Here is a 15,494-nt window from a genome sequence, read left to right as displayed (position 1 = left end):
GCCCCCGCTTCTTCGCCCGGATCTGCACTCTTCTATTTCAGCATTCCCATCACCACGACTGCCACAAACAACACGCACATGCACCCGATAAAGATATCGATTGTCCGGACCGACACGTTGATCTTATCGTACATGCGCTCCTTGATGGATCTGTTTTTCAGCCTCTCATTCTCCTCCTGAAGCCGTTTATTTTCTTCAGCGAGTTCTTCCAGGCTCTTTTCATTCAAGGTCTCCACAGCCTCTTTGGCGGCCTCAGCCACAGTTTCAGCCTCCCCCGTCTTCTCCATCTCTTCTTCCATCCTCTCACCTCCAGCTTTTTCCGGATTCACACAACAGCAACAAGTGAAAACACGCTTTGCGAGTTTCCCCTTGTTATCGCGACAATCGCCAAGGTCCCGCGCAAGCGTGGAGTTTGGCTCGTTGTTCGCGTAAACAAAGAACGGGCTTCGGAACTCATCCGCCGCCCGTTCTCTCAAACTGCCTGACAACAGTTTCTTTATTACTTCTTTGCAATGTACTTTCTGATATCGAGTGCGATCGCAACTACGATAACGATACCCTGTGCAATGTACTGATAGTTTGTATCAACACCAAGGTACTGTAAGCAGGTCTTTAAGATCTCGAATACAAGAACACCGATGAGAACACCGGAGATACGTCCGATACCACCGTTTACGGATACACCACCGATGGTGCAGGCTGCGATAGCCTCAAGCTCCCAGCCCTGGCCCATGTTGACGAAAGAACCACCGGATTTTGCTCCTACAAGGAAGCCGCCCAGTGCGTAAAGAGCTGCCGCTGTCATGTAGATGATGATCTTTGTCTTCTTTGTGTTTACACCGGAAACCTCTGCGGACTGCTCGTTGCCGCCGATCGCATACATATATTTTCCATGAGGAGTCATGTTATAGATGAACCACATAACAAGACCAACCGCAAGGGCGATTAAGAACAGGCACGGGATCGCGCCAAAGAGTTTTCCTTTTGCTACTGCTGTGTACGCGCTGTGATATCCACCGATCGGAGTCGCGTTCGTGTAAACAAGGCAGACACCGTAAACAATCAGCTGCATACCAAGTGTTCCGATGAAGGCCGGAACCTGTAAATAAGAAATTACGATACCATTGATGAAACCAAAGATACAGCAAATTGCCACACAGATCAGAAGAACCGCGAGAACCCATAAACCCCAGGCATTTCCGAAATCCGGAAGGTTCTGGAAGAACTTGCCGCTGTAATCCGGCTTCTGAAGCAAGGTACCTGCTAAGCAGGCAGAAAGACCAACCATACGTCCTGCGGAAAGGTCTGTACCTTTTGTAATTAAGCATCCGGATACACCGCAGGCGATGATGAATCGCGGAGCTACGTTTAATGCGATGTTGATTAAGTTGCCGCGTGAAAAGAATGTAGGCTGCTTGATCGCAGTAAATACTGCAAGTAATAAAAGAACGACGATGATTCCATTATTGATAAGGAAATCTTTTGCACTTACTTTTTTCGCTGTCATGACTGAACCTCCCTGTAATCTACTTGTTTTCCTTGCCGCTTAAAGTGAATTTTGTGGCAAAGGACATGATCTTCTCCTGAGTTGCGTCTTCTCCTTCCACCTCACCGGTGATGTGACCGTTGCACATTACGATGATTCGGTTGGACATACCGATCAACTCCGGCATTTCCGACGAGATCATAATGATGGATTTGCCCTGTTTTACGAGATCGATCATGATCTGGTAGATCTCATATTTGGCACCGACGTCAATACCTCTGGTCGGTTCATCCATGATCAGGATATCAGGATTGTTCGCAAGCCATCTTGCGATAATTACCTTCTGCTGGTTACCACCGGAGAGAGACTGGATCAGCGTCTTTCCGCTCGGTGTTTTGATCTTTAATTTCGCGATGCTGTCTTTTACGACATCATCGACTTCTTTCTTGTTGATCTTACCCATATGGGTATAATGCTTATAGGAAGCGATCGCTGTATTATCATCAATGCTCAAGCATCCAAAGATACCGGTTCCGCGACGATCCTCTGTGATCATTCCTACAGAGCTGTTGATCGCATCCTGCGGTCGTTTAATATGTGCCTCTTTTCCAAGGATCTCGACGGTACCGCTCTCAATGTGGCGCATTCCGAAGATTGCTTCCATAAGTTCTGTTCTCTGTGCTCCGACTAGGCCGCCGAAGCCTAAGATCTCTCCCCTCTTTAACTCAAAAGAGCAGTCTTTAAAGGAGTTCGGTAAGATACTTGTCAGGTGGCTGACCTTGAGGACAGTCTCATCCGTCCGGTAATCTCCCTTCGGCGGATAAACGTTATTTAACTCACGTCCAACCATCTGTTTTACGATCTCCTCGTCGGAGATATCATCAATTGCCCAGCTTCCAACGTATGTACCGTCTCGCATGATGGTGATATCGTCGGAGATCTGGCGGATCTCAGCCATCTTGTGGCTGATATATATCATAGAAACACCTCTGGATTTCAGATCTCTGATGATCCGGAATAATGCCTCTACCTCGTTATCAGTCAGGGAGGACGTCGGCTCATCCAGAATTACAAGGTTTGCGCTCTGGCTGACCGCTTTTGCGATCTCTACTGACTGCATCTGTCCGATTGATAATGTGCCGAGCTTTGCTTTCGGGTTAAAGTCCATCTTAACGTCCCGAAGCCATTTCTCAGCTTCTTTGTTCATCGTCGCATGATCAACGACCTTGACCGGTCCGTATTTTTTCATCGGATACCGTCCAAGATACATATTCTCAGCGATGGAGCGCTCAGGAATCGGCTGAAGCTCCTGATGAACCATGGCAAGTCCTTTGTGAAGCGCGTCGTCCGGGTTTGCGATTTCGGTCTTTACACCGTCAATATAAACTTCGCCTTCATCCATTTTGTAAATTCCGAAAAGACATTTCATCAGTGTCGATTTACCGGCACCGTTTTCTCCCATCAGTGCGTGGACCGTTCCGGGGCGAACCCGTAAATTTACTCCGTCAAGTGCCTTAACACCTGGGAAGGTTTTTTTGACTCCTCTCATTTCGAGTCTGTACTGTTCTGCCATCCCAAAACTCCTTTCAGATACACTCCCCCGCATCTCCGGGTGGCATATTTTTTAAGTTTTAAGTTCAGAGAACCGGGTGTGCCAGACACACCCGGTTCTCATTTGTTACAGTATCAATTACTTTAACATATCAAGGATTTCCTGAGCGTTATCCTGAGTAACCTTTTCGTAGTTGACCATGTTGACAGCATCAACCTTCTCGCCGTTTAAGAACTTAACAGCGATATCGCTTGCAGCCTGAGCCTGTGCGAAGTGGTTGTTGAATACAGTACCTGTCTGCTTGCCATCGATTACGTTCTGAACAGCCTCTGTCAGAGCGTCAACGCCTACAAGGTAGATATCCTCGTTAACTTTACGTCCTGCTGCCTCGATTGCCTGTAATGCACCAAGTGCCATAGCATCGTTGTTGCAGAAGATAACCTCGATCTTGTCGCCGTACTGGTTTAAAGCGTCCTGTGCGATCTGCTGAGCCTTAGCCTGATCCCAGTCACCACGCTGTTTTAAGAGCTCCTCAACTTCCATTCCTGCGTCTGTAAGAGCCTTAACAGAGAACTCTGTTCTGTACTGAGCATCTACGTTCTCCGGGTCACCCTGGATCATGATGTAGGAAACTTTGCCGTCGCCGTTGATATCGCCCTTGTTTGCAGTCTCAAGGATCTCTTCGCCCTGATATGTACCGGACTGTCTTGCGTCACATCCTACGTATGTAGCGTTAAGACCTTCAGATTCCCATCTCTCTTCTTCTGTTGCGTCCGGCTCACGGTTGATGTAAACAACCGGGATACCAGCTTCTTTACACATATCTGTGATCTCCGGTGCGGAAGAAGCCTGTACAAGGTTTAAGATCAGAACATCATATTTCTGAGTGATGAAGTTCTGGATCTGGTTTGTCTGCTCTGCCTGATCGCCCTTACCATCCTGAACGACTACGTTCTCAGCCTTGAATCCAAGGTCTTCGGTTAAGTAGCGAACTAACTCTGTTCTGTAAAGAGTCATGAAGTTATCATCAAACTTGTAGATACTGATGCCGACTTTCTTGTCTGCTACATCTGTGGTTCCTGCTGCCTCTGCTGCTGTTGTTGCTGCTTCGGATGCTGCTGCAGCTGCGGTTGTCGCTGCCTCAGTAGCTGCTGCTGTTGTTGCTGTTGTGGAAGAGCTTCCGCATCCTGCTAAAGACAGGGCCATCATGGAAGCCAGTGCCATTGCTGTTACTTTCTTTGTCATTCTCATGTTTTTGAATCCTCCCATTCAAAAAATAATTTTGACCGTTTAGGCATTTTCCCTTAACGACAAGTTAATTATAGCTTGTCTTTGTGCATTTTTCCATACTTTTTTTTATGATAAATTATTGAAATTCTTTGATTTATGTAAAAAAACCACAATTTTTTGTCATACCACGGCAGAAAAACGCTTAATTGGCACTACCAGTCCCGGATCCAGGGCTGCTTTTCCATCAACTTTTACAAATGGATCCGGATCAGTTTGCGACCATATGCTGCGGGCACCAGAAGTATTTTTCCTGTGTGACCTCTTTTCCCATCGCCAGTTCCTCCGCCGTGTCAAAGATCCGCTTCGCATAAGCCTCCCTGTCCGATTCCACCGTTCCGAAAAGTTTTCCCTCGCGGAATGCCTCCTGACCGGCCGGAGTCCCGTCGATCCCGACGAGTTTGATCGTCCCGGCCATGATCCCCTCCCGCTCGATCGCATCGATCGCCCCGAGCGCCATATCATCGTTGTTGCAGATCACAAGTTCGATCTCATCCCCGTAATCGGAAAGCCATTCTTCCATGAGTGCAGACGCCTGGTTTCTCTCCCAGTTCGCGATCCCGCTCGTGATCCTCCGGATCGGGACACCGCCGTCCTTTAAGGTCTGGACCGACCACTCCGTCCGGATCAGGGAATCCTGGTGGTTCGTCTCCCCCTCAAGAAGGACGTATGAGACGACCCCGTCCCCATTCCGGTCAAGGGATGCCGGATTCTTCCGGTAGGCATCAACGAGGATCTGCCCCTCAAGGACCGCCGACTCTTTCGCATCCGCCCCAACATAATAGAGTTTTTCCCAGCGCTTCATATCCTCCGACACAGGTTCCCGGTTGAAGAACACGATCGGGATATCCGCCTCCATCGCTTTGTCGATGACACCGGAAGCTGCCGAGCGGTCAACCATGTTCACACAGAGCACATCACAGTTTAAGCCGATCATCCGCTCCGCCTGGCTGTTCTGGGTCATCTGGTTTCTCTTCGCATCCCGGACATCCAGGGTTACCCGGATCCCCGTCTCCTGTTCATACTCCTTTGCAGCCTGCTCCATGGAACTCCGGAGTGTCCCGATAAACGTATCATCCCCGCGGTACAGGAGAACCCCGATCCGGAGAGAAGTCTTTTTTTCTTCCTGCGCACCGTTTTCCAGAGCGGCCCGCCACACGGTGATCCCAAGCAGTGCTGCCGCCGCAAGCGCGATCATCATGACCGGAAATCTGTTCTTTTTCATTCTGGCATCCTCCTATTCCATCGGATACAGCAGTTTCTCATAGGTCCCGCTCTTTAAGATCCCATCATCGATATATTCCGGCGTCAGTGTGATCTGTTTCTCATTCCACTCTCCGCCTGCCGCCTGTACGGCTTTTTCCACGCTTAAGAATCCTTCATCAAAGCGGTTCCACGCCATCAGACCGGTAACGATCCCCTTGTCCATCTGGTTTAACAGTTTTGTCGTACTTCCGATCCCGTAAAGCGCTGTTACATGTTCCCGGTACACGCCGCTTCCCTCCAGAATATCCGCGAGATCCGACAGTGCGCCTACATCCATGCCGACTGCCATAAATTTTCCGTTTTCCGGGTACACGGTCCCCTCGATCGTTTTCCGGTAAGTGTCCTCATTTCTCTTCTCGATCAGACTGACTGAAAAGCCGGCCTGGTCGAGCACAGAACGAAGTCCGTCATATGTATCGGTATTTCCCGTGTAGGAAAGTCCTTCCGTAAACAGACAGACCGGAATCTCCGGTGTCTCATTTTCCACGATCTTCTCGCCGAGGCTCCGCCCCATCTCGTAGCGGTCCACCGAGATCGAACATGCAACCGAACTGCTGATCGTCGAAGCGCCGAGAAAGATCACCGGGCAGCCAGGCGAAATTTCATCCAGCTGCATGACCGCGTGATCTTCCCGCACCGGGGCGAGGATGATCGCGTTCGTTCCGTCCTTCACTTCACGTACGATGAGTTCATCCTGCTGTTTTTCATCATTTTCTGCATACAGCGTGATAAAATTCACATCCGCCTGATACTTTTTTTCCGCCATGTTCATGCCTTCGCGGAAATTTCCGTAATAATTGTCGTTCACCTGGTCGACGATCACAGACACCCGGAAGATCTCCTTTTTTTTCTCCTTGATGATCAGATCCGTCGAGGACAGCAGATACAGGATCACCAGCAGAATCACTCCGGCACACCAGCCGATCCTTTCTTTATTTGACATTGATCTTTTCCCCCTCTGCCGTCTCCGAGTAAGGGATCGCCTTCATGTGGATCGTCACGGTCGTCCCCTCGTCAAGCTCCGACTCGATCGAGAGACCGTAATCCGATCCAAAATACAGGCGGATCCTTTCATTGACATTCCGGACGCCGATCCCGGAGCCGCTCTTTGAGGCCACATGTTTTTTGTCGGAGAACATGTTTTCGATCTGCTCCTTCGTCATTCCGAGTCCGTTGTCAGAGACCTTCATATAAAGGTCATCGCCATCCCGGTATACATGGATCCGGATCTCCCCATCCCCGTCCATGAACTCCATGCCGTGATAGATCGCATTTTCCACAAGCGGCTGAAGGATCAGCTTTACACTCGCAAGTTCCATAACCGACTCATCCGCCTCGATCCCGTAGGTAAAGCGATTTTTAAAGCGCATATGCTGGATCGTCAGATAATTTCTCACATGTTCGATCTCATCCCGGACGGTGATGATGCTCTTTCCACGGCTCAGGCTGATCCGGAAGAATCTCGCCAGCGCCGTCACGACCTTCACAGCGTCCGCCTGTTTTTCATTCTCGATCATCCAGACGATGATGTCCAGCGTATTGTAAAGGAAGTGCGGGTTGATCTGGGACTGTAGGACGTCGAACTCATTCTTTCGCTTTGATTCATGCTCCGCGACGATGTCATCCATCAGCCGCCGGATCTGGGTCGCCATGTTCTGAATGGATGTGCCGAGATGGCGGATCTCATAGGAGCCGCCCACATAGACATCCGCATTCAGGTTTCCCGCCTCGATCTCGTTCACGGACTTCTCCAGCGCTTCGATTGGGGTCGTGATTCTCGTGGAGATATAGGCGTTGATCACTGCGAGAAGGAAGGCAACAAATACCACGATAAACGTGATCAGAAGACGCGTCTTCAACGCATTCAGGGTGACTCCGCCCATCGGCGCCGCCCCGATGATCTTCCATCCGGTGTATCCGACCGTCTTGACAGTCACCGCCCGCTTTTTCCCCTGGAACATCTCCTCGTGGATCCCGTCGCGGTAGCCGGCCGCCGCCTTGAAGTTTTCCTCTTCCAGCCCGGAATACAAAAGCTGGGCTTCCGGATGGTAGATCAGCTCTCCGTCCGTTCCCATGAGATAGACATAGCCGCCGTTCCCGAGCGTGATCTCATCAAACAGCTGTTCCAGACTGTCATAGCGGATATCGATCAAAAGTACGCCCTGTTCCGTGGAGGAACCCTCCGTGATCTCGACCACGCGGGCCGCCGAGATCACCCAGCGGTACTGGTTTTCGCTCACATCAAAGACCCGCTGGACGTGGGGAACCGAAAAATGAAGGTTCTCCGTCTTACTCAGTGCCGCCCGGAACCACGATTCCTCCGTCGGATCCACACCGGTCTTCAGGCGGGAAGCGGGAACTGCCTCCAGAAGCTCCCCGCTTCTGGAAAACAGGGCGATATTCTCCACATTGTCCTGGTTATTGTCGTAGAGCAGCATCATCTCCCGGTTGACGCGCTCGTTCTCCAGATCCGCATTTTTGATCACGTCGTAATACAGGGAATCGGAAAGCTTCATGATGCCGCGGAGCCACACATCCACCGAGCGGTTCACCTGGTCGATCAGGATCTGATTTTCCTCCTGCATCGTGTCGGACATCTGTTTTGACATCCGGCTGTACAATGACAGTCCGATAAAGATGCTGGCCGCAAGTGCCGTCACCGTAAAGTACACGAAGATCATATAGCGGATGCTGGTCCGTTTCAGAAATCCGTTCTCGTTTTCTGGTTTCATACTGCTCTCCCCTGTTTTTATTCACCGCCCTTTAATTTCCGGGTCTGCTTCCCCTGAATTTTGTCGGTGAGACGCCGAATTTCTTTTTAAAAACGTAACTGAAGTAATTCTGCTCCTGATATCCGACCTTCGCGGCGATCACATATGTCTTGTCATCCGTCATGTTCAGAAGCTCCACCGCCTTATTGAGGCGGACGTCCGTCAGATATCCGATGTACGTCTGCCCGGTTGCCTTCTTGAACATCGTTGAAAAATACGCCGGGCTCATATGAAGGATCCGGCAGATCTGTTCGACCGAGAGATCCGGATCCTGATAATTTTCCATAATATACTGCTTGGCGCGTTCCATGCTCTGTCTCGTCGTGTTGTCGCGCTCCTTATTCATCGCGCCGTTGATCTTTAACGCTGCCCCGAGGAGCCATTTTGAGAACGTCTCCCGGTTCATGACCTGGTGGATGATCGTAAACGGATCCGCCCCCACCTTTGAGTCAGCAAAAAGCTCGTCCATCTCCAGATCATACTGCTGGATCAGCTGGACCAGGCAGTTTGCGACGCTCAGGATGTAAGTCTGGTATTGTCTCGCGTGAACCTTCGCGTCCGACATCCGTCCGATGATCCGCGCGGTCACTTCCCGGATCTTTTCCTCCGGCCCGAATTTGACTGCCTGGATCAGTGCTGACTCATCTTCCGAAGTGAACTGAAGTTTTCCGGTGTTCATCGGCTCCACGTCGTTGATATAGATCGTACTGCCGACACCGACGATCGCGCGATATCCAAGCGCGTCGAGTGCTGACTGGAAAGATTCACAGATCAGTCCAAGCTCCGTCCGGCTGTGACCGATCCCGATCGTGACCGGAATCATTAAGATCTTCCGGATCTCCTTGCAGATGTCGCTCAGGATATCGATCAGTCCGGTCTGGGAGTTTGTCTCATCCACCGCGACGATCCCTGCGATCTCCGCATCCGCCGCCCCCGAGAATGAAAACAGGGAAAAGCGGCAGTAATTTTTCAGATTTTCCTCCAGGATCTGCATCACGGAGATCGGGATCAGGTCCCGCTCTTCATGAAGCGGCAGGATCACCTCGCCGGAGACAGCCGAAAGCTCCGCCTTGACTGCGATCGAGATCCATTTTTTCGCACCTGCCAGCGGGATATCATACTGTTCCAGGCGCTCCGCCACCGTCATCTCATCCATCTGTCGGCTCACAAGATCCTTTAAAAACTGCTCCCTGAGGATCGGCAGACTGCGCTTGTAATTTTCCCGCAGAAGACTCACGTCCCGCTTCTGCTCAATCTCCTCGTCGAGACTCGCCTGGATCTTCTTTAAGATCGCCGTCAGCTCCTCCACATTCACCGGCTTTAAGATATATTCCGTCACATTTAACTTGATCGCCCGCTTCGCGTACTCGAAATCGTCATATCCGGAAAAGATCACAATCTTCATCGACGGATATTTCTGGCGGATCTTCTCCGCAAGCGTAAGACCATCCATATATGGCATCCGGATATCCGTGAGGACAACGTCCGGCTCCAGATTCTCGATCTTCTCCAAAGCGTCCTCCCCGTTCTCCGCATCACCGACCACGGTAAAGCCTACCGACTGCCAGTCGATCTTTCGGATAATGCTCTTTCGCACTTCTTCCTCGTCATCCACAAGGATAATTCTGTATAAATCCATTTCCTGCTGCTCCTATCTGAACCGGCGGGATTCTTGCGCCGGGTCGTTTTCATGCCTGTTTTCATTTTACTATAGATCCGCACTGTTTGCAAATGGTTCGCTCCCTGCCAGCGCAGCCGGGATCTGTTTCTTTTTCGTTTTAGTTCAGACTGGACAAAGATCTCATGACAAGGTCAATATCCTTATTTTCCAGTTCCTGAATAATATGCAGGTATGTCTTCTGCGTTGTTGTCATACTTGAATGGCCAAGTCTTCTTTCATTTCACTTAACATTGCTCGCGTTCCTCCACTTTTTCCAGAGCGGCGCGCGTTGGCAAAGAACGTCGATACAACTATAAATTTTCCAGATCGAAGCCGCCTTTGATAATAAAGGAGCGTAAAAACTGATCTGTTTTCATATTTACTTTCGGAGGAATCAGCCTGCATTTTTCTTTTTTCTCAAAAAATGCCTTTGCTTTCGACTTATCCACCGTCTTTTTCAGCTCATCAAACCGACCGAACTCCCGGATGTTTTTTTCATTCAGTCCCAGCTTCATCAGATTTCGCAGTTTTTCTTCGTCCAGTCCAAAGATTTCCGCACACCGGTGAATCTGGTCATTCTTTGCGCGATACTGATATTCCGTGATATAATCCCGCAGAGTCTTTCCCGGTTCCGGGATCACATCCCCGCGTTCAGTATCATGCAGAAAAATGTTGGCATACTTTTGTTCTTCCTGCGTCAGGGTCGCAAATGTCTTATGCAGCTCCGCCTTTGCCTGCTCGATCAGTTCTCCTGGTGTCCCCTGCTGCCGGATCATCTTTAAATACTTAACAAAACGGCTGTTCATATAGTCTGCATCGATCACTCCGGTGTCAATTTCAACCAGATATCCGGACAGATCATACATCATGTCCTCATGACCGCCCGGTTCATCTGATGCAGAAGAGGCCAGCTCTTTATAGCGCTGCGCAAGAGTCAGAAAGTCGTTCTCATCGAATGACATGATCACATGATCTCCTGTCTTTCTGCCCGCTTCATCACAAAATTCATACTCTTTCTTTGTCCATTGGAAGCCCTGAACTTTTGCCGCTTCCAGATAACTGTTAAAATCCCGGAACAAAAGCGCAAATTTCGCTCTCACCGGTTTCTCATCCGGAAGTTTTGCAAAATCCGCAGCTCCCGCATTCGTAAATAATTCTGAAATTTCTCCGTACACGTCATTCAGCTTTTTCAGATTATGGGGCAGTTTTTCTGCAAACAAACCGATCGGTTTATCCCCGGAATACAATTTTACTGCACGAAGGACATTCTGCTCCATCGTATGTGGTTTCCGGTAATAGCGGATGATCCCAAACGGCTTGTCCGGTCCGAACAGACGGTTTGTGCGTGAGAATGCCTGGATAATATTCTCATATTCCAGCACCTTATCCAGATAAAGTGTATTCACCCATTTTGAGTCAAATCCCGTCAGCATCTGGTCGACAACGATCAGAAGATCCAACTGTTTTTCCGGCGTTTTCTCTATGTATTTATACTGTTCCTTATGTGCAAGGCGGGAGGAAAGATCTTTTTTAAAGGCCGCGTGGGAAGCGATACCAAACTCCTGACCGTATCTCGCATTATAATCCTTTAAGATCTCGATCAGTCCATCTTCCTTCTCAAGTGCACTGCTCCCATCATTGTCAATACTGGCATCAAACAGACAGGTAGTCTTTAAATCCGGCATCTCCTTTTTGATCAGACGATAATACCGGATGGATTCCGGAATGCTGCTCGTCGCAAAAATTGTATGAAATTTTCCATTATGACTCAACGTGATCCAGTTTTCTTTCATGTCCTTTACTACCTGGTTCTGATGTTCCTCTGATCGATACTGGCTGTTTGGAAGGTAATCTTCGATCCCGCGGATCCATTTTCCGTCTTCTCCTTCATACCCTGCCATCCGGATTTTTGAGGGATCCAGATAATCATAAAAAATTTTTGCTTTTTCCGGATCCGAAACAGCCTCTGCCTCTGTGTCAGCCTTTACCTGATCCAGGGCAACCACTTTGCGGACATCGCGGTCGCGGAATGTCAGAACTTTATACGGATCAAACCCCAGTACATTTTTATCCCGGATCCCGTCGGCAATGCTGTACCGGTGCAGCTCATTTCCAAAGACATCGGTCTGTGCATTCCGTTTCTTTGCATTTTCCTCAAAGACAGGTGTTCCTGTAAAACCAAAGAAAATCGCACGCGGAAATGTCTCCTTGATCACTGCCAGCATCTCACCAAACGTGGATCTGTGCGCCTCATCGACGATAAAGACAATTCGCTTCCGACCGATGATCTCCATATCGTGAGCATTCCGTCCGCCTTCTTCATCGCGGATATTGCTCATTTTCTGGATGGAAGTGACGATCAGGGTATCTTTTACCTCGTCGCTCTTTAATTTTGATAACAGCACATAGGTATTCTCCGTCGCCTGTACCGACTCATTCGCATCGGCAAATGCACGATATTCTTTTAAGGACTGCGTGCCAAGTTCGATCCGGTCCGTCAGAAATACGACTTTATCTGCATCACCCGAATTTGCGATCAGCTGTGCAGACTTAAAGGATGTCATCGTCTTTCCGGATCCCGTGGTGTGCCAGATATATCCTCCGCGCTGCTTTCCGCTGTCCCATTTTGTCTTTGAGACAACATCGGAAATCGCATTCGCCGCATAGTACTGATAGCTCCGCATGACCTTCAAAATCCCATCCGCATCATCTGCAACCGTATAAAAACCAATCAGCTGATGAGCCATCGGGATCGAGAGCAATGACGATGCGATCAGCTTCCAGTCGTTGATCGGTTCATTGTTGAAATCAGCCCAATGAAAATAATAATCCGGATTGAATCTTCCATCCGGTCCCGGATTTGCGAAATATAAGCTCTCATCCGGATTCATCGCGACAAATACCTGCACAAGGGAAAACAATCCCGTGAATACACCCTCATGTGCGTATTTTTCAATCTGATTGCATGCCTGGCTCACCGGAACACCGCTGCGTTTTAATTCGATATGGATCACAGGCATCCCGTTGATCAGAAGAAGCAGATCTCCCCGTCTGTCATTCAACAGTCTGGATTTTCCACGGAATACCGGCTGTTCTACGATCTGATACCGGCTCTGTCCCGCTGCGATCTCCAGACGGTCATAAATTTTCAGGCTGATCTCTTTACCAAAATGTACTTTATCCTCCGGATTGTCACGTTTTATGGATACTGTTTTCCCGTTGATAAATCCGTTCAGCTTTAATGGTGTCCGCAGTTCCGTGATCTGCTCGATGATCTGCTGCATTTCCCCATCTGTCAATGGACAGTCTCCCAGCCGGTCAATCCCACGGTTATTGTCAAAAAGGATTTTTGCCCAGTTTTTTAACAGATCATCCTCGGTCGGATACTTTAAGATCTGATCCTCCCATCCCTTTGTAGTCAGAATCTGGATCAGGGCATTCTCAAAATCTGATTCTCGTTGAAACATCATCGTTTTTTGCCTCCTTTTTGCGTGTGTTTGGTCGGGAAAACAGGGATTTGGGGGATGGGGAGTGGGACTTACGCTGATGAAGGGTGATAAGGTGGTCGAGGTGCTCCAAATATGTTGCAATTTTTTCCTGTTCCAGTTGAGAAGGCGGCATAACAATCTCACTTTTCAATATATTGTCATTGTATAAATGCTTCACGGTAGAGCCTTCAATCAACCACTTTATTACTTGATAAGATACCTTAAGAAACTTTTTGTTAATGCTCCCATCTGTCTTGAGCCATACAACATTTGAATCTTGAAAATACTCATCTTTTCCTGTATATTCTGCTGTTCTTCCAATACTACCAACTACCGAAATTAAAGTATCTCCCACCTCTGGATAAGGATATAACCTGCGAAATTCTTCGTAAACTTCTCTTGAAATATACGAGTCAGGTTCTAATCCAATAGTTCCATTTTTATAAAAAGGAATGTCTCCTTGTTCAGATATTTGTTCTTTAAAAATACGTTTACAGGTTTGAACACTTCCAAGTTCCCCCAACTTACGCTGTTCCCAAGCATCCGTCTTTTTCGTCCATTTTCCTGTCTTTTACTGCCCGGAATGATGCCTGATCTGATCCCGCGCCATCATTAAGGCGTATCCAAGCAGATTTTGACCACGCCACTGGGCCGGATCGAGCCGTTTTGGATCATCCATCGCAAGCCCGATCCCCCAGATCCGGTCTTTGACAGCACATTCTGCTAGAATCGCATCCCCGGTATTCAATAATTGTTCACAAAGTTCCGAATTTTGTGAAAATTTTTTGATCAATCCTTCATATACCACCATCTGCCGGATTCCACTCCAGATCAAATCCTCATATCCGGCTACCATCCGCCCGAGTTCCTTGATCCTCGCAGCGTCCTCCGTTGCAAGGATCTTCTCCGCAATCTCATGATCCTGAAACCACACGGCTTTTCGGTACATCATAAACTGCTCCATCGATGTGAAGCAGATTCCGTCCACAACAAATTTTGATGGATACCAGTTGCTGAAAGCTCCATACTCCTCATCCGGATTGTGAAAGCCTATCACACGCATCAGACCCGCCCCACTTTCCGGACTGCAAGCTCCAGTTCCAGATCGTGCAGTCCATAGTATGCTTTTTCAAGAAAATCCAGAGGGATCTTCTTCACTAACTCCGCACTCGGAATATTGTAATACCACTGATAATACGCATAAAATTCACCGATCCAGTCCGGCATAAATCCACCGATCGACTTTCCCGGCTTCATCCGGTACTGTTCTGTCTCCGTAAAATAATCCCAGAGTTCTCTGGCATCCATGGTATTGACATATGCCTTCGCCTCGTCGATACTCTTTCGTGTTTTACTGGACATATACGCCTTAATAAAATCTCCTGTATCTTTGTCTGGAAACGACTGTGCAACAAGATCAAACAGTTTTCCTTGATTTTCCACTACATCTTCCAGATATGCATCGGAATATGCCCTCATATCCATCACCTCTCAAGCAGCGTACTAAATACGTTTGTTACCGTATTTGCATCCGAATTTACCAGATCCCGCATCTTTTTTCGTGCCATAATATCTCTTGCGTTATATCGGTCATTGAATTCTGTGTACTCGACGGTTTCCAGCTCATCTTTTAATTCATGCAGTCCGGCATATGCCCGCTCTGTCTTGATACAGTACTGGATTCCGAGACCGCCGAGGGATAACAGTTCTTCCAGAATATCAACATCGATATTGTCACGCACAAACTCTTTCGCGATGTAAAAGTAGGACGCATTCGCTCGCCAGCCTTTGATCACGTCGTACGTTTCCGTGTCAATTCCATATGTCGATTCATCCCTTTCTCTCACTCCCAGTAAGAGTGCAGACTGCTGTGTCCAGTATACCATACGAGCGAAAATATTCCAAATAAAAAGAATATGCCTCGACACATTCCAAAGGAACTTCCTACAAAAAAGCTCCCCCGGACCGCCAGAATCTCTCTGCA

Annotated in this window: 12 protein-coding genes and 2 pseudogenes; all 14 read right to left on the bottom strand. The window is 48.6% G+C overall.

Translation table 11 applies throughout. The features are described from left to right. Positions 1–32 precede the first annotated feature (32 nt). The 14 genes and pseudogenes from GPK90_RS08260 to GPK90_RS08200 all read right to left on the bottom strand — a co-directional run bounded on the left by GPK90_RS08260 (position 33) and on the right by GPK90_RS08200 (position 15,396). Positions 33–299 (bottom strand): hypothetical protein, encoded by a 267-nt coding sequence (locus GPK90_RS08260; protein ID WP_252197393.1) that lies wholly within the window; start codon positions 297–299, stop codon positions 33–35. Between the two features lie 200 nt (positions 300–499). Continuing rightward, a complete protein-coding gene (locus GPK90_RS08255; protein WP_215702705.1) occupies positions 500–1,507 on the bottom strand; it encodes an ABC transporter permease subunit in 1,008 nt (335 codons plus the stop codon). A gap of 19 nt (positions 1,508–1,526) precedes the next feature. Beyond that, a complete protein-coding gene (locus GPK90_RS08250) occupies positions 1,527–3,059 on the bottom strand; it encodes a sugar ABC transporter ATP-binding protein (protein WP_215702704.1) in 1,533 nt (510 codons plus the stop codon). 117 nt (positions 3,060–3,176) lie between these two features. After that, a complete protein-coding gene (locus GPK90_RS08245; RefSeq protein ID WP_215702703.1) occupies positions 3,177–4,289 on the bottom strand; it encodes a galactose ABC transporter substrate-binding protein in 1,113 nt (370 codons plus the stop codon). Between the two features lie 247 nt (positions 4,290–4,536). Next, on the bottom strand, positions 4,537–5,550 hold the full coding sequence (locus GPK90_RS08240; protein ID WP_215702702.1) for a galactose ABC transporter substrate-binding protein: 1,014 nt from the start codon (positions 5,548–5,550) through the stop codon (positions 4,537–4,539). 12 nt (positions 5,551–5,562) lie between these two features. Next, entirely contained in the window at positions 5,563–6,534 is a 972-nt protein-coding gene (locus GPK90_RS08235; RefSeq protein WP_215702701.1) for a substrate-binding domain-containing protein, read from the bottom strand. Continuing rightward, on the bottom strand, positions 6,524–8,323 hold the full coding sequence (locus GPK90_RS08230) for a cache domain-containing sensor histidine kinase (protein ID WP_215702700.1): 1,800 nt from the start codon (positions 8,321–8,323) through the stop codon (positions 6,524–6,526). The genes GPK90_RS08235 and GPK90_RS08230 overlap by 11 nt, the downstream gene beginning before the upstream one ends. A gap of 31 nt (positions 8,324–8,354) precedes the next feature. Continuing rightward, positions 8,355–10,001, bottom strand: a complete 1,647-nt coding sequence (locus GPK90_RS08225) for a response regulator (protein ID WP_118529642.1) — start codon at positions 9,999–10,001, stop codon at positions 8,355–8,357. A 139-nt stretch (positions 10,002–10,140) separates the two neighbouring features. After that, positions 10,141–10,257: pseudogene (locus GPK90_RS19025) on the bottom strand (site-specific integrase); the annotation flags it as partial. 76 nt (positions 10,258–10,333) lie between these two features. Next, positions 10,334–13,492: a type I restriction endonuclease subunit R gene (locus tag GPK90_RS08220; RefSeq protein WP_118529641.1), complete on the bottom strand. Its 3,159-nt coding sequence runs from the start codon at positions 13,490–13,492 to the stop codon at positions 10,334–10,336. Next, a pseudogene (locus GPK90_RS08215) lies at positions 13,464–14,039 on the bottom strand (restriction endonuclease subunit S); the annotation flags it as partial. The gene GPK90_RS08220 and the pseudogene GPK90_RS08215, both read right to left, overlap by 29 nt. A gap of 42 nt (positions 14,040–14,081) precedes the next feature. Next, positions 14,082–14,573 carry a riboflavin biosynthesis intermediates N-glycosidase gene (ybiA, locus tag GPK90_RS08210; protein ID WP_118529639.1) on the bottom strand — a complete coding sequence of 164 codons (492 nt, stop codon included), beginning with the start codon at positions 14,571–14,573 and terminating at the stop codon, positions 14,082–14,084. After that, the gene (locus GPK90_RS08205; protein ID WP_182426731.1) at positions 14,573–14,989 is read right to left on the bottom strand and encodes a hypothetical protein; all 417 of its coding nucleotides are present in this window, start codon (positions 14,987–14,989) and stop codon (positions 14,573–14,575) included. The genes ybiA and GPK90_RS08205 overlap by 1 nt, the downstream gene beginning before the upstream one ends. A 5-nt stretch (positions 14,990–14,994) precedes the next feature. Further along, positions 14,995–15,396 (bottom strand): DUF3990 domain-containing protein, encoded by a 402-nt coding sequence (locus GPK90_RS08200; protein WP_243022215.1) that lies wholly within the window; start codon positions 15,394–15,396, stop codon positions 14,995–14,997. Positions 15,397–15,494 lie beyond the last annotated feature (98 nt).

The sequence above is a fragment of the Clostridium sp. MCC344 genome (genome assembly GCF_018785365.1).
In the GTDB taxonomy this organism is placed as follows: domain Bacteria; phylum Bacillota; class Clostridia; order Lachnospirales; family Lachnospiraceae; genus Pilosibacter.
Note: the sequence above shows the minus strand (reverse complement) of the source record. Positions and strands in the feature narration are given on the sequence as shown.

Excerpts from the sequence above, each read along its gene's own strand:
- GPK90_RS08260 (WP_252197393.1), bottom strand. The coding sequence starts at position 299 with ATGGAAGAAGAGATGGAGAAGACGGGGGAGGCTGAAACTGTGGCTGAG.
- GPK90_RS08250 (WP_215702704.1), bottom strand. The coding sequence starts at position 3,059 with ATGGCAGAACAGTACAGACTCGAAATGAGAGGAGTCAAAAAAACCTTC.
- GPK90_RS08225 (WP_118529642.1), bottom strand. The coding sequence starts at position 10,001 with ATGGATTTATACAGAATTATCCTTGTGGATGACGAGGAAGAAGTGCGA.
- GPK90_RS08205 (WP_182426731.1), bottom strand. The coding sequence starts at position 14,989 with ATGAGGGCATATTCCGATGCATATCTGGAAGATGTAGTGGAAAATCAA.
- GPK90_RS08230 (WP_215702700.1), bottom strand. The coding sequence starts at position 8,323 with ATGAAACCAGAAAACGAGAACGGATTTCTGAAACGGACCAGCATCCGC.
- GPK90_RS08255 (WP_215702705.1), bottom strand. The coding sequence starts at position 1,507 with ATGACAGCGAAAAAAGTAAGTGCAAAAGATTTCCTTATCAATAATGGA.
- GPK90_RS08240 (WP_215702702.1), bottom strand. The coding sequence starts at position 5,550 with ATGAAAAAGAACAGATTTCCGGTCATGATGATCGCGCTTGCGGCGGCA.
- GPK90_RS08220 (WP_118529641.1), bottom strand. The coding sequence starts at position 13,492 with ATGATGTTTCAACGAGAATCAGATTTTGAGAATGCCCTGATCCAGATT.
- GPK90_RS08235 (WP_215702701.1), bottom strand. The coding sequence starts at position 6,534 with ATGTCAAATAAAGAAAGGATCGGCTGGTGTGCCGGAGTGATTCTGCTG.
- ybiA (WP_118529639.1), bottom strand. The coding sequence starts at position 14,573 with ATGCGTGTGATAGGCTTTCACAATCCGGATGAGGAGTATGGAGCTTTC.
- GPK90_RS08200 (WP_243022215.1), bottom strand. The coding sequence starts at position 15,396 with ATGGTATACTGGACACAGCAGTCTGCACTCTTACTGGGAGTGAGAGAA.
- GPK90_RS08245 (WP_215702703.1), bottom strand. The coding sequence starts at position 4,289 with ATGAGAATGACAAAGAAAGTAACAGCAATGGCACTGGCTTCCATGATG.